At 37.8% G+C, this 13,591-nt stretch carries 14 protein-coding genes and 2 pseudogenes; all 16 read left to right on the top strand.

Going from position 1 to position 13,591, the window contains the following annotated elements:
• Nucleotides 1-36: 36 nt before the first annotated feature.
• The 16 genes and pseudogenes from NST05_RS07310 to NST05_RS07240 all read left to right on the top strand — a co-directional run bounded on the left by NST05_RS07310 (nucleotide 37) and on the right by NST05_RS07240 (nucleotide 13,499).
• A complete protein-coding gene (locus NST05_RS07310) occupies nucleotides 37-558 on the top strand; it encodes a Dps family protein (protein WP_011680999.1) in 522 nt (173 codons plus the stop codon).
• Between the two features lie 88 nt (nucleotides 559-646).
• Nucleotides 647-1,084: a Fur family transcriptional regulator gene (locus NST05_RS07305; protein ID WP_100262404.1), complete on the top strand. Its 438-nt coding sequence runs from the start codon at nucleotides 647-649 to the stop codon at nucleotides 1,082-1,084.
• A 109-nt stretch (nucleotides 1,085-1,193) separates the two neighbouring features.
• A complete protein-coding gene (locus tag NST05_RS07300) occupies nucleotides 1,194-1,400 on the top strand; it encodes a YqgQ family protein (protein ID WP_022096801.1) in 207 nt (68 codons plus the stop codon).
• A complete protein-coding gene (locus NST05_RS07295) occupies nucleotides 1,393-2,361 on the top strand; it encodes an ROK family glucokinase (protein ID WP_084825911.1) in 969 nt (322 codons plus the stop codon). The genes NST05_RS07300 and NST05_RS07295 overlap by 8 nt, the downstream gene beginning before the upstream one ends.
• Nucleotides 2,362-2,498: 137 nt before the next feature.
• Nucleotides 2,499-4,346, top strand: a complete 1,848-nt coding sequence (gene typA / locus NST05_RS07290) for a translational GTPase TypA (RefSeq protein ID WP_100262405.1) — start codon at nucleotides 2,499-2,501, stop codon at nucleotides 4,344-4,346.
• Between the two features lie 23 nt (nucleotides 4,347-4,369).
• Nucleotides 4,370-4,642: a DUF3165 family protein gene (locus NST05_RS07285; RefSeq protein ID WP_002950398.1), complete on the top strand. Its 273-nt coding sequence runs from the start codon at nucleotides 4,370-4,372 to the stop codon at nucleotides 4,640-4,642.
• Between the two features lie 122 nt (nucleotides 4,643-4,764).
• On the top strand, nucleotides 4,765-6,117 hold the full coding sequence (murD, locus tag NST05_RS07280; RefSeq protein WP_011225774.1) for a UDP-N-acetylmuramoyl-L-alanine--D-glutamate ligase: 1,353 nt from the start codon (nucleotides 4,765-4,767) through the stop codon (nucleotides 6,115-6,117).
• A gap of 3 nt (nucleotides 6,118-6,120) precedes the next feature.
• Complete coding sequence (locus tag NST05_RS07275) at nucleotides 6,121-7,191, top strand: UDP-N-acetylglucosamine--N-acetylmuramyl-(pentapeptide) pyrophosphoryl-undecaprenol N-acetylglucosamine transferase (RefSeq protein WP_340725842.1); 1,071 nt, start codon at nucleotides 6,121-6,123, stop codon at nucleotides 7,189-7,191.
• A gap of 9 nt (nucleotides 7,192-7,200) precedes the next feature.
• Nucleotides 7,201-8,325, top strand: coding sequence for a cell division protein FtsQ/DivIB (locus tag NST05_RS07270; protein ID WP_179972866.1), 1,125 nt, complete (start codon nucleotides 7,201-7,203; stop codon nucleotides 8,323-8,325).
• Between the two features lie 125 nt (nucleotides 8,326-8,450).
• On the top strand, nucleotides 8,451-9,827 hold the full coding sequence (gene ftsA / locus NST05_RS07265) for a cell division protein FtsA (RefSeq protein WP_116920190.1): 1,377 nt from the start codon (nucleotides 8,451-8,453) through the stop codon (nucleotides 9,825-9,827).
• Nucleotides 9,828-9,855: 28 nt separating this feature from the next.
• Nucleotides 9,856-10,861, top strand: a pseudogene (gene ftsZ / locus NST05_RS07260) (cell division protein FtsZ); the annotation flags it as partial.
• Between the two features lie 158 nt (nucleotides 10,862-11,019).
• Nucleotides 11,020-11,178: pseudogene (locus NST05_RS11095) on the top strand (cell division protein FtsZ); the annotation flags it as partial.
• 2 nt (nucleotides 11,179-11,180) lie between these two features.
• Nucleotides 11,181-11,864, top strand: coding sequence for a YggS family pyridoxal phosphate-dependent enzyme (locus NST05_RS07255; protein WP_100262408.1), 684 nt, complete (start codon nucleotides 11,181-11,183; stop codon nucleotides 11,862-11,864).
• Nucleotides 11,865-11,868: 4 nt separating this feature from the next.
• Nucleotides 11,869-12,438 carry a cell division protein SepF gene (locus tag NST05_RS07250; protein ID WP_011681005.1) on the top strand — a complete coding sequence of 190 codons (570 nt, stop codon included), beginning with the start codon at nucleotides 11,869-11,871 and terminating at the stop codon, nucleotides 12,436-12,438.
• Nucleotides 12,439-12,441: 3 nt separating this feature from the next.
• Nucleotides 12,442-12,699 (top strand): YggT family protein, encoded by a 258-nt coding sequence (locus NST05_RS07245; protein WP_011681006.1) that lies wholly within the window; start codon nucleotides 12,442-12,444, stop codon nucleotides 12,697-12,699.
• Complete coding sequence (locus NST05_RS07240) at nucleotides 12,699-13,499, top strand: YlmH family RNA-binding protein (RefSeq protein WP_084828718.1); 801 nt, start codon at nucleotides 12,699-12,701, stop codon at nucleotides 13,497-13,499. Before NST05_RS07245 ends, NST05_RS07240 begins: the two co-directional genes overlap by 1 nt.
• Nucleotides 13,500-13,591 lie beyond the last annotated feature (92 nt).

Genomic DNA, 13,591 nt, shown 5'->3' with positions numbered 1-13,591 from the left:
CATAAACAATAATGGTTCTAAATAAGGAGAAAGAATATGACAGATTCAATTAAAGAAACAATCAAGGAAACAGTTAACCATCAAGCAGAGACACCAACAAACACAAAAACCAAAGCAGTATTAAATCAAGCGGTTGCCGATTTGTCTGTAGCAGCTTCTATTGTGCATCAAGTTCATTGGTATATGCGTGGTCCTGGTTTCCTTTATCTTCACCCAAAAATGGATGAATTAATGGATAGTTTGAATTCCCATCTTGATAAGATTAGTGAGCGTTTGATTACCATTGGTGGTGAACCATACTCAACTTTGGTAGAGTTTTCATCTAATTCAGGTTTGACTGAAACTACTGGTACATTTGATCAACCAATGTCTGATCGAATTCAGCTATTGGTTGATATATACAAATACTTGTCTGTCTTGTTCCAAGTTGGCTTGGATATCACAGATGAAGAAGGAGATGTTCCTTCAAATGATATCTTTACGGATGCAAAATCAGAAATTGATAAGACGATCTGGATGTTGACTGCAGAACTTGGACAAGCACCAGGCTTGAAATAATCAAATTTTGAGTTAAGATGATTGTCAAGAGTTCCTTTAAAAGTGTATAATAGATACAAAATTCTTTTAGAAGAAGAGAGGTGGCGATATGTCTGATCATCGACATAGTCTAGGTGTTTACGAAGATATCTTGAATCAGTTAAAAGCTAAAGGGATTCGATTAACCGAATCCCGCAAAGCTGTTATCCGCTATTTGATGACGTCTGATCAACATCCTAGTGCTGATGTGATATATTATGACCTTCTCCCTGATAATCCAGGTATGAGTTTAGCAACGGTCTATAACAACTTGAAAGTGTTAGTCGAAGAGGGAATTGTCTCTGAAATTAAGGTTAATAATGATAATACAACATATTATGATTTTATGGGGCATGACCACTTAAACATTGTTTGTGAAAAATGTGGTCAAATTACTGATTTATATTTACCGATTCCGTCTTTCAAAGAAGAGGTAGAATCGCAAACAGGATTTCGCATCACTCGTGAGCAAATGATTTTGCATGGCGTTTGTCCGAATTGTCAATAGATAAGAGCCTAAGTCAAATAGACTTGGCTTTTTGTCTAGGTACATAATAATCTATAAAGGTTTTCAAAATTATCTTGTCATGCCTTGAGCTTTTTGCTAAAATATTTCTATGAAAACATTATATGACGTTCAACAGTTGTTGAAGCAGTTTGGGGTAGTAGTTTACTTGGGTAAAAGGCTCTATGATATCGAGATGATGAAGATTGAACTGGAAGCGCTTTATAAGAATGCTTTGATAGACAAGGAAAACTATCTTATTGCTGAAATGATTTTACGACGTGAACATCAGATTGAAATGGAGAAGGAAAATGAGTAAGAAACTCTTAGGTATTGACCTTGGTGGAACAACTGTTAAGTTTGGTATTTTGAATGCAGATGGTGAAGTTCAAGAAAAATGGGCTATTGGAACAAATACGTTTGAAAATGGTAGCCACATTGTTCCTGACATTGTAGAATCTTTGAAACACCGTTTGGAATTGTATGGACTTACTGCTGAAGATTTTATTGGAATTGGTATGGGATCTCCAGGTGCAGTTGACCGAGAAAATAAAACAGTAACGGGTGCCTTTAACTTGAACTGGGCAGAAACTCAAGAAGTTGGCTCTGTTATTGAAAAAGAACTTGGTATTCCATTCGCTATTGATAATGATGCTAATGTGGCTGCACTGGGTGAACGTTGGGTTGGTGCTGGTGCTAACAATCGGAATGTTGTCTTTGTAACATTGGGTACAGGTGTTGGTGGCGGTGTCATCGTTGATGGTAAATTAATTCATGGTGTTGCCGGTGCTGGTGGGGAAATTGGTCACATTATTGTTGAACCTGACACAGGATTTGAGTGTACTTGCGGAAACAAGGGGTGTCTGGAAACTGTAGCTTCAGCAACAGGTATTGTACGTATAGCACATCATTTGGCAGAAAAATACGAAGGAAACTCTTCTATTAAAGCTGCTGTAGACAATGGTGAGTTTGTGACAAGTAAAGATATTCTCGTAGCTGCTACTGAAGGTGATAAGTTTGCTGACAGCATTGTTGATAAAGTCTCTAAATACCTCGGACTTGCAACAGCAAACATCTCAAACATTCTTAACCCAGATTCTGTCGTTATCGGTGGTGGTGTTTCTGCCGCAGGAGAATTCTTGCGTAGTCGTGTTGAAGGATACTTTACACGTTATGCATTCCCACAAGTTCGCCGTACAACAAAAGTGAAATTAGCGGAGCTTGGAAATGATGCAGGAATCATTGGAGCCGCTAGTCTTGCTTATAGTATTGACAAATAATGAGATAAGGTGCGCCTAACCGGATAAGGGAAGGTAGCACTTTTTTGTTGAAAAACGTTTACAATTATCCAATCTCTGCCATTTTATTGAAAATGTGGTATACTTGAAAGGTTGAAATAAATAATAAAGAGGAAAAGATGACTAAACTTAGAGAAGACATCCGTAACGTTGCCATTATTGCCCACGTTGACCACGGAAAAACAACACTTGTAGATGAATTGTTGAAACAATCACACACCCTTGATGAACGTATGGAACTTGATGAGCGTGCAATGGACTCAAACGATCTTGAAAAAGAACGTGGTATTACCATCCTTGCTAAGAATACAGCTGTTGCTTACAATGGTACTCGTATTAATATCATGGACACACCAGGGCACGCGGACTTTGGCGGAGAAGTTGAACGTATCATGAAAATGGTTGATGGTGTTGTTCTTGTCGTCGATGCTTATGAAGGGACAATGCCTCAAACACGTTTTGTATTGAAAAAAGCTCTTGAGCAAAATTTGACACCAATTGTTGTTGTCAACAAGATTGATAAACCCTCAGCTCGTCCTGAAGAAGTTGTTGATGAAGTCCTAGAGCTATTCATCGAACTGGGTGCAGATGATGATCAATTGGAATTCCCAGTTGTTTATGCATCAGCTATTAATGGAACATCATCATTGTCTGATAATCCTGCCGATCAAGAGCACACTATGGCTCCAATCTTCGACACTATTATAGATCACATCCCAGCTCCTGTAGATAACTCAGATGAGCCACTTCAATTCCAAGTGTCACTTCTTGACTACAACGACTTTGTTGGACGTATTGGTATTGGACGTATCTTCCGTGGGACTGTAAAAGTTGGTGACCAAGTTACCCTTTCAAAACTTGATGGAACAACTAAAAACTTCCGTGTTACGAAACTCTTTGGTTTCTTTGGCTTGGAGCGTCGTGAAATTGAAGAAGCCAAGGCTGGTGACTTGATTGCTATCTCGGGTATGGAAGATATCTTCGTCGGTGAAACAATCACACCAACTGATGCTGTTGAACCATTACCAGTTCTTCGTATTGATGAACCAACACTTCAAATGACTTTCTTGGCGAATAACTCACCATTTGCTGGTCGCGAAGGTAAACACGTGACATCACGTAAAGTCGAAGAGCGTCTTTTGGCTGAGTTGCAAACAGACGTTTCACTACGTGTTGAACCAACTGATTCACCAGATAAATGGACTGTCTCAGGCCGTGGTGAATTGCACTTGTCAATCCTTATCGAAACAATGCGTCGTGAAGGATATGAACTTCAAGTGTCACGTCCAGAAGTTATCATCAAGGAAATTGATGGAGTGAAATGCGAACCATTTGAACGTGTTCAAATTGATACTCCAGAGGAGTACCAAGGCTCAATCATCCAAGCTCTTTCAGAACGTAAAGGTGACATGCTTGATATGCAAATGGTTGGTAACGGCCAAACACGCCTTATCTTCCTTGTGCCAGCTCGTGGACTTATCGGATTCTCTACTGAATTCTTGTCTATGACACGTGGTTACGGTATTATGAACCATACCTTTGATCAATATTTGCCGGTTGTTCCTGGTGAGATTGGCGGACGTCACCGTGGTGCTCTCGTTTCTATCGATACAGGTAAAGCGACAACTTACTCAATTATGCGTATTGAAGAACGTGGTACTATCTTTGTTAACCCAGGTACTGAAGTTTATGAAGGTATGATTGTCGGTGAGAATGCTCGTGAAAATGACCTTGGTGTTAACATTACTACAGCAAAACAAATGACAAACGTGCGTTCAGCTACTAAGGACCAGACGGCTGTTATCAAGACTCCACGTATATTGACACTTGAGGAATCACTTGAATTCTTGGATGATGATGAATACATGGAAGTAACACCTAAATCTATCCGCTTGCGTAAACAAATTTTGAATAAAGCAGAGCGTGATAAAGCTAATAAACGTAAGAAAAAAAGCAGCGGAAGCTGAGTAATTTTTAGAGAGGAGAAGAGATGTTTTATCTGATTGTTGCTATATTGATTGCTTCATTCTATTTCTTTATTGCACCAAAGTCGGTTAAAAACACTATGAATCTTCTCTTTGTCATGGCTACCTTAGCATTGCTCTTGCTTTTAGCAGTGTTATCAATCATTAAATTCTTCAGTTTACCTGGTGAGTTCTTTGTCACGGTAGGAATGTTTACATTGAGTTATTTCACCTTGAAAGATATTTTTGGCATGTCAGAGCCCAATCGTGATAAAGCTCAACAAGGCGAAAATAAGTAGCATGATATTAAAGTCAATCTGTTAGATTGGCTTTTTTCTGTAACTAGAAAATACTACTCCTTGAAATAGCTTGTGATAAAGGGTAAAATGATTATGATACAATTTGAGAGAATGGACGAATTATGAAATCAATAACACAATTGGAAAATAAAAAAGTTTTAGTCCTTGGTTTGGCTAAATCTGGTGAAGCAGCGGCTCGTCTTTTGGCTAAGCTAGGAGCTATTGTTACTGTTAATGATGGAAAAGCATTTGAGGAAAACCCATCGGCTCAATCACTTCTTGAAGAAGGCATTAAGGTTGTTTGTGGTGGACATCCTCTTGAACTTTTGGATGAAAATTTTGAATTAATGGTCAAGAATCCTGGGATTCGGTATGATAATCCAATGGTAGCTCGTGCGCTTGAAAAAGAAATTCCAGTTTGGACTGAAGTTGAATTGGCTTACCTAGTCTCTGAAGCACCAATTATCGGTATTACAGGCTCAAACGGTAAGACAACCACAACAACTATGATTGCTGATGTTTTAAATCATGGTGGAAAGTCAGGTGTCTTGTCTGGAAATATTGGTTTCCCTGCATCAGAAGTAGCGCAATCAGTGACAAATCAGGATACTTTGGTCATGGAGTTGTCTTCTTTCCAATTAATGGGAATTGAGAGTTTCCATCCACATATTGCTGTGATTACGAACTTGATGCCGACGCATATTGACTATCATGGTAGCTTTGAAGAATACGTAGCTGCCAAATGGAATATTCAAAACGAAATGACATCAGACGATTTTATTATTTTAAACTTTAATCAAGATTTGGCTAAAGAGTTGGCTACGCAAACAAATGCACAAGTCGTTCCCTTCTCAACTGTGGAAAAAGTAGATGGTGCTTATCTGGAAAATGGTGGCCTCTACTTCAAAGGTGAATTGCTAATGCATGCTGATGAACTTGGAGTTCCAGGAAGTCACAATGTTGAAAATGCCTTAGCGACAATTGCTGTAGCAAAATTGTCAGGTGTTTCAAACCAGGCAATTAAAGAAACTCTCTCAAGTTTTGGTGGGGTTAAACACCGTCTTCAATTTGTTGATACGATTGATGATGTAAAATTCTATAATGATAGTAAGTCAACAAATATTTTAGCGACACAAAAAGCACTTTCTGGCTTTGATAATAGTAAAGTCATTTTGATTGCCGGTGGTTTGGACCGTGGTAATGAATTTGATGAACTCATTCCTGATATTACTGGACTTAAGAAAATGGTAATTTTGGGAGAATCAGCTCCTCGTGTCAAACGTGCTGCAGACAAAGCTGGTGTAACCTATCTGGATGCCAAAGATGTGGCTGATGCGACACGCATTGCCTTTGAACAAGCTAGTGCAGGTGATGTTGTCTTGTTGAGTCCTGCTAACGCGAGTTGGGATATGTACAAGAATTTCGAAGTGCGTGGTGATGAATTTATCACAACTGTTGAGCGATTGAAGGGATAGGCTATGGCAAAATCGAAAAAGATTGTTTTTACTGGTGGAGGGACAGTTGGACATGTGACTTTAAATCTTATCTTAATTCCAAAGTTTCTAAAAGATGGATGGGAAGTGCACTATATCGGTGATAAACATGGTATTGAACACGAACAAATTGATAAGTCTGGTCTAGATGTAACCTTCCATAGTATCGCTACAGGTAAACTACGTCGTTATTTTTCATGGCAAAACATGTTGGATGTCTTTAAAGTTGGTTGGGGAATTCTACAGTCAATTGCAATTATTGCTAAGATTCGTCCCCAAGCACTCTTTTCAAAAGGCGGATTTGTATCTGTACCGCCAGTTATCGCGTCTAAATTATTAAGAGTCCCTGTATATGTTCACGAGTCTGATTTGTCTATGGGCTTAGCCAATAAAATCGCATACAAGTTTGCAACTACTATGTTTACGACTTTTGAACAATCAAAAACTTTGGTGAAGACACGGCATGTTGGTGCTATTACTAAGGTGGGTATGACAAGGTTTGATAATTCAGATCAACTAGATAAGATTAAAGAACAGTTTGATGAGAAACTAAAAACAGTCCTTTTTATTGGGGGATCAGCTGGTGCAAAGGTGTTTAATGATTTTATTAGCAAAACTCCAGAACTGATTGAGAACTATAATATCATCAATATATCTGGGGATTCCTCATTAAATACCCTGGAGCGTCATCTTTATAGAGTTGATTATGTGACAGATTTGTACCAACCTCTTATGGATATGGCGGATTTAGTTGTAACTCGTGGTGGTTCAAATACTATTTTTGAATTGTTGGCTATGAAAAAACTTCATTTAATCGTTCCTCTAGGAAAAGAAGCTAGCCGTGGGGACCAGCTTGAAAATGCTGACTATTTTGAAAGAAAGGGTTACGCTCGTCAATTGCAGGAACTGGAATTAAGTTGGGAGACATTAAAACACGAGCTCGAACAACTTGTTGAACATGCAGAGACTTACAAAGAAGCTATGGCTAAATCTGAGGAAATCACTTCTCCTGATGATTTTTATAACCTATTAGTGACTAGTATTTCAAATAAATAAAGGAATTTCATGGCAAAAAAGGATCAAAAATCACAAGAAAAAAAAGTTCTGACTGAGTGGCAGAAGCGAAATCTAGAATTTTTGAGAAAACAAGAAACCAAAGATTCAGGAGAGATGACTAACAAAACAGGCGTTCATCCAGAAAAAGCCACATCTCAGGAGGACAAAATACCAGTAAAAAAAAAGGTCAAGAAGAAAAAAAGAAAAAAAGTCAATACGACTAGCAATATCCCAATTGCACAACGAAATCTTGCGGGGCTTGTTATTTTTATAGCTGCGATTTTAATCGTATTTTCACTCTTCTTTATCTCGCCTTGGTCTAAGCAAAAGATTCTTACAGTATCAGGAACAAAAAATGCTCTACCGGAAGATGTGAAAGTTGCAAGTGGTATTCTTGATACAGATTATATTACTCACGTTTTTTTCAATCAAGAAGAGATTGCATCAACTGTTGAAAAAAACAACGTTTGGGTTAAAAAGGCTACGGTAACTTATAGTTTTCCAAATCAATTTAATATTGCAGTGAAAGAATATCCAATCGTGGCTTATCGTCAAACATCAAATGGATATGTTTCTATTCTTGAAAGCGGTAAGACTGGAGGGACTGTTTCAACAGGAAATCTACCAGATAAATTTATCACTTTAAAGACGGATGATGAAAAGAAAATTGAAGATTTAGTAAAAGAGTTGCATAAACTTGATAGTAAAATCAAGAATAATATTCAAATTATTAATTTAACGCCTACAAAAGCAACTACAGATTTGTTGACAATTGAGTTATATGATGGAAATTCTATTCGCGTTCCCCTCTCTCAATTAACGACTAAGTTACCTTATTACGAGAAAATTAAGAGTAAGCTTTCTGATGGATGTATTGTAGATATGGAGGTTGGCCTCTATACAACAACTCCTGAAGTAGAATCATCAAAAACTGATAAGGATAAAAAGAAAGATAAAAGCAAGACAGATAAGAAGGAAGACAGAGAAATTTCTGACGAGGGTCAGGAAACAACGACACTAACTGAACAAAATACTGAGAAAGAAGCTAATGCTGAAAATTCAGATGTTCAGGGAGTAGGAAATCCGACTGTTAATCAAGATAAAACTCTTCAATCTTCCCCCAGTCAAGGCTAATATTGAATAATAAAAACGTAAAATGCTGACATTTTACGTTTTTTTATGGTACAATAGTATCCGAATAATTCTGTATTTATACAGTTTACAAAGATATTGAATGGAAAGATTGAGAGGTCGAGTGAATGGCTAGAGATGGCTTTTTTACAGGATTAGATATAGGAACTAGCTCGATTAAGGTTCTTGTTGCTGAGTTTATTGATGGATCAATGAATGTCATCGGAGTAAGTAATGTTAAGAGTTCTGGTGTGAAAGATGGCATCATTGTTGATATTGACGCTGCAGCAAAATCAATCAAAACAGCTATTGAGCAAGCAGAAGAAAAAGCCGGTATTGTGATTGAACAAGTGAATGTTGGGCTTCCAGCCAATCTTCTTCAAATTGAGCCTACACAAGGTATGATTCCTGTAACAAGTGAATCAAAAGAAATCAAAGATGAAGATGTTGAAAGTGTTGTTCGATCAGCCTTGACTAAGAGTATTACACCTGAACGTGAGGTTATCTCACTAGTTCCTGAAGAATTTATCGTTGATGGCTTTCAAGGGATTCATGATCCTCGTGGAATGATGGGGATTCGTCTTGAGATGAGAGGCCTCATTTACACAGGACCAACAACAATTCTTCACAATATTCGTAAGACAGTTGAGCGTGCAGGTATTCGGGTTGAGAATATCATCATCTCTCCTCTTGCAATGACTCGTGCTGTCTTGAATGAAGGAGAGCGTGAATTTGGTGCTACTGTTATTGATATGGGTGGTGGTCAAACGACTGTTGCAAGCATGCGTGCTCAAGAACTGCAGTTTACCAATATTTACTCTGAGGGTGGCGAATATATCACCAAGGATATTTCAAAAGTCTTAAAAACATCTATGCAAATTGCAGAAGCGCTTAAGTTTAATTTTGGTAATGCTGACATTGAAAAAGCAAGTGAAACTGAAACTGTTCAGGTAGAGGTTGTAGGTGAAAATTCACCTGTTGAAATCACTGAGAAATATCTTGCTGAAATTATCTCGGCTCGTGTGAAGCATATCTTGGATAGAGTTAAACAAGACTTGACGCGAGGTCGCCTACTTGATTTGCCTGGTGGTATTGTCCTTGTAGGTGGAACGGCCATCATGCCAGGTGTAGTTGAAGTTGCTCAGGAAATTTTTGAGACAAATGTGAAACTTTATATACCTAACCAAGTTGGTATCCGTAATCCAATGTTTGCAAATGTAATTAGTCTTGTTGAGTATGTTGGTCTCCTTACAGAAGTTGATATTATTGCTCAGCAAGCTGTGTGTGGTGAAGAGTATCTTCGTCGTAAACCTATCGACAATGAGGCGCCTACCTTGAGTATTGATAGAACTCATACTCCAGCACCTCGAGTGACCCCACAACCAAATCGTATTCCAGTTGAGAATACCGTCGAGGTACCTCAACCGGTTGATGAAGAAAATCATGAACAAAAACAAAAACTTGGAGATCGTGTTCGTGCAATCTTCGGAAGTATGTTTGATTAATTGAATCTAGTAAAAGCGAGGAAATAAAATGAATTTTTCATTTGATAGCGCATCAGTTCAGGGTGCGGTAATTAAAGTTATTGGTGTCGGTGGAGGTGGAGGAAATGCCATCAACCGAATGATTGAAGAAGGTCTTTCTGGTGTTGAATTTATTGCAGCTAACACGGATATTCAAGCGCTCAGCTCTTCTAAAGCAGAAACAGTTATCCAATTAGGTCCTAAATTGACTCGTGGTCTTGGTGCTGGAGGTCAACCTGAAGTTGGTCGTAAAGCAGCTGAAGAAAGTGAAGAAACACTTACAGAGGCACTTACAGGAGCTGATATGGTATTTATCACTGCTGGTATGGGTGGTGGTTCTGGTACAGGGGCAGCACCAGTTATTGCACGTATTGCTAAAAGCTTGGGTGCATTGACAGTAGCAGTGGTTACGCGTCCATTTGGATTTGAAGGTAATAAGCGTAGTACCTTCGCTATTGAAGGTATTCAAGAATTGCGTGAACAAGTTGATACTCTTCTTATTATCTCTAACAACAACCTTCTTGAAATCGTTGATAAGAAAACTCCACTTCTTGAAGCCCTTAGTGAAGCAGATAATGTCCTACGCCAAGGGGTACAAGGTATTACAGACCTTATTACCAACCCAGGTTTAATCAACCTCGATTTTGCTGATGTGAAAACAGTTATGGCAAATAAAGGCAATGCGCTTATGGGGATTGGTATTGGTTCTGGTGAAGAACGTATTGTTGAAGCTGCACGCAAAGCAATCTATTCACCGCTTCTTGAAACAACTATCGATGGTGCAGAAGATGTTATCGTTAACGTAACTGGTGGCCTTGATATGACACTTACAGAGGCAGAAGAAGCATCTGAAATCGTTGGTCAAGCTGCTGGTAACGGTGTTAATATTTGGCTTGGTACATCAATCGATGATACTTTGAAAGATGAAATTCGTGTAACGGTTGTTGCAACGGGGGTTCGTCAAGAGCGTGCTGAAAAGGTATCTGGTATGAAAGCTCAACCACGCAAAGTGACTACAGCTCCTTCACAATCGTCAGTTCCTAATCAGCAAGTTGCTCAAGAACAACAACGTCTAGGTTCTCAAGCTTCATTTGAACGTCAACCGAATTTCGACTACAATGAAACACATTCAATGTCACAACCAGGCGTTCGTCCAACTGTGGCAGCACCTCAACAAGAGCAATCAGCTTTTGGAAACTGGGACTTGAGACGTGATAATATTTCTCGTCCTAAGACAGGTGAACTTGATAGTCAATTGACTATGTCTACATTCTCAAGTGATGTTGAAGATGACGATGAATTGGAGACACCACCATTCTTTAAAAACCGTTAATAATGACTATAGAAGAAAATAAAAATGATGTTTATCAGGCGGTGAAGAGAGCATGTGAAAAAGCTAATCGCTCTAGCGAAGAAGTCAATATAATTGCCGTAACTAAGTATGTTTCAAGTAAAATCGCTGAAGAATTGGTTGAAACGGGAATTAAACACATTGCTGAAAACCGTGTTGATAAATTTTTAGATAAGTATCAGGCGTTAAAAAAATATGATTTGACATGGCACCTTATTGGTAGCCTACAACGTCGAAAAGTAAAGGATGTTATTAATTTAGTTGATTATTTTCATGCTTTGGATTCTGTTAAATTGGCAGAGGAAATTCAAAAGCGTGCGGATCATACCATTAATTGCTTCCTCCAAGTTAATGTTTCAGGTGAGGAGTCGAAACATGGTTTTTCACCTGAAGAACTTGACACTGTTCTAAATCAAATTAAAAATCTTGATAAAATTTGTATAGTAGGGCTAATGACTATGGCTCCAATTGATGCGAATACTCAAGAACTTGATAAGATTTTTGCTGAGACAAATGAACTTAGACAATCAATTCAAGATAAAAAACTAAAGAATGTTCCTTGTGATCAACTAAGCATGGGTATGAGTCGAGACTATGACATGGCTATTCAGAATGGATCAACCTTTGTTAGAATAGGCAGTGCATTCTTTAAAGAGAACGGAGAATAACCTTATGGCAATAAAAGATGCAATTGAAAAAATTGTTTCATATTTTGATGCCGACGAAGTAACAGATCATGAAGATGTTGCTAAAGAACGTCCAGTTAAAGTACAGAAAACTGAGCAGACACCACCTCAACAGCAACGTAAACCTGAGCGTCCTCAGGAAACAGTCCCTCCTCGTCGCCAACATATCAAATCAGACGTACAGAAAACTCAAGTCCTTCGTAGTTTACCTTTGAGTCGATCACAAGTTAATCAGGGATCCCAACAAATGAATACAACTAAAACTACTATTGCAATTAAATATCCTAAAAAATATGAAGATGCTCAAGAAATTGTAGAACTTTTGATTGAAAATGAATGTGTTTTAATTGATTTTCAATATATGTTAGAAGCACAAGCTCGTCGTTGTTTAGATTTTATTGATGGTGCTAGCAAGGTACTTACAGGAAACTTACAAAAAGTTGGTTCTTCCATGTACTTGCTCACACCAATCAACGTTGTTGTTGACATCGAAGAGATTAGTTTGAGTCATGGAAATCAAGAATCTACTTTTGACTTCGACATGAAGAGACGTTAAGCCATGTTTGTATTACTATATGTTATTTGGGCACGTGTTGTTAACTTGGTAGAGATACTCCTTGTAATCTATGCTTTGTTATCTTGGTTTCCAGGAGCTTATGATACAGCTCTTGGGAAGACTATTAGACAAATTGTTCAGCCAATTCTTGCACCATTTCGTAGGCTGAATTTGGTTTTTGCTGGTATTGATTTTTCAATTATCGCAATTATACTTTTGTTAAATTTCTCTCTTAGTATTCTTAAGGTTGTCCTATTTTGATGTTTGAAGCAAAAAATATTGAACAACATTACTCGTTAGAAGAACGTCTTTTTTTAGAAAAGGTTAGGGGATTTTGTCAATTAGTTGAAGATCGGTATAGCCCATATTTGACTGATTTCTTAAATCCTCGTGAAATCCAGATTGTCAAAGATTTAGCAAATTACTATAATTTAAAATTCTTTGTAAGTTCAACTTTTGATAACGAAGAGTATGGAAGAGTGATTCTTGCTCCGGATTATTATGAGCTTGATGAAGATGACTTTGAAATTAAACGATTAGAGATTTCTTATGCTAGACAATTTAATAAATTGACACATCCCAAAATTTTAGGCGCACTGCTTAATCAACTTGGTCTTGAACGTCAAGTATTTGGAGATGTTATTCTTGATGAAGAAGGCCGAGTTCAATTTAACATTGCTTCTCATCTAGCAAGCTATGCAATAATGACTATTACTAAAATCGGTAGGGTTTCGGTTACGCTTAGAGAAGTAAGTAAAGATAATTGGATTTCCAATCAAGAAAAATATTCTCAATCTTTTGTCTTGCTTTCTAGTATGCGTCTTGATAATGTGTTATCTACAGTATTAAAAACATCGCGTTCAAATGCTTTAAAGCTAATTGCTTCAGGCAAAATCAAACTTAATTATAGGCAAATTGAGAAATCTGATCAGATAATATCTATTGGTGATATGATTTCAGTTAGAGGTTTTGGCCGATTTCGTCTAGGGCAACAAGAAGGAATTTCTAAATCAGGAAAAGCCAAGGTCGTCATCGACAGTCTTCTAAGACGACAAAAGTAGGTATTTAATTTAAAAGCATCAGAGATGCTAATGAAACTTGAGGAGATCTGTAATGACAATTATAGTTCTTGATATTATCGAAAAATAGTTTA

The sequence above is a fragment of the Streptococcus sp. FSL E2-3494 genome, from assembly GCF_038007085.1.
Taxonomy (GTDB): domain Bacteria; phylum Bacillota; class Bacilli; order Lactobacillales; family Streptococcaceae; genus Streptococcus; species Streptococcus thermophilus.
Note: the sequence above shows the minus strand (reverse complement) of the source record. Positions and strands in the feature narration are given on the sequence as shown.

What these genes read in the sequence shown, in the direction of transcription:
- NST05_RS07300 (WP_022096801.1), top strand. Translation starts at nt 1,194, where the DNA reads ATGAAAACATTATATGACGTTCAACAGTTGTTGAAGCAGTTTGGGGTA.
- NST05_RS07250 (WP_011681005.1), top strand. Translation starts at nt 11,869, where the DNA reads ATGGCAATAAAAGATGCAATTGAAAAAATTGTTTCATATTTTGATGCC.
- NST05_RS07285 (WP_002950398.1), top strand. Translation starts at nt 4,370, where the DNA reads ATGTTTTATCTGATTGTTGCTATATTGATTGCTTCATTCTATTTCTTT.
- NST05_RS07275 (WP_340725842.1), top strand. Translation starts at nt 6,121, where the DNA reads ATGGCAAAATCGAAAAAGATTGTTTTTACTGGTGGAGGGACAGTTGGA.
- NST05_RS07310 (WP_011680999.1), top strand. Translation starts at nt 37, where the DNA reads ATGACAGATTCAATTAAAGAAACAATCAAGGAAACAGTTAACCATCAA.
- NST05_RS07240 (WP_084828718.1), top strand. Translation starts at nt 12,699, where the DNA reads ATGTTTGAAGCAAAAAATATTGAACAACATTACTCGTTAGAAGAACGT.
- NST05_RS07245 (WP_011681006.1), top strand. Translation starts at nt 12,442, where the DNA reads ATGTTTGTATTACTATATGTTATTTGGGCACGTGTTGTTAACTTGGTA.
- NST05_RS07305 (WP_100262404.1), top strand. Translation starts at nt 647, where the DNA reads ATGTCTGATCATCGACATAGTCTAGGTGTTTACGAAGATATCTTGAAT.
- NST05_RS07295 (WP_084825911.1), top strand. Translation starts at nt 1,393, where the DNA reads ATGAGTAAGAAACTCTTAGGTATTGACCTTGGTGGAACAACTGTTAAG.
- NST05_RS07255 (WP_100262408.1), top strand. Translation starts at nt 11,181, where the DNA reads ATGACTATAGAAGAAAATAAAAATGATGTTTATCAGGCGGTGAAGAGA.
- ftsA (WP_116920190.1), top strand. Translation starts at nt 8,451, where the DNA reads ATGGCTAGAGATGGCTTTTTTACAGGATTAGATATAGGAACTAGCTCG.
- typA (WP_100262405.1), top strand. Translation starts at nt 2,499, where the DNA reads ATGACTAAACTTAGAGAAGACATCCGTAACGTTGCCATTATTGCCCAC.
- murD (WP_011225774.1), top strand. Translation starts at nt 4,765, where the DNA reads ATGAAATCAATAACACAATTGGAAAATAAAAAAGTTTTAGTCCTTGGT.
- NST05_RS07270 (WP_179972866.1), top strand. Translation starts at nt 7,201, where the DNA reads ATGGCAAAAAAGGATCAAAAATCACAAGAAAAAAAAGTTCTGACTGAG.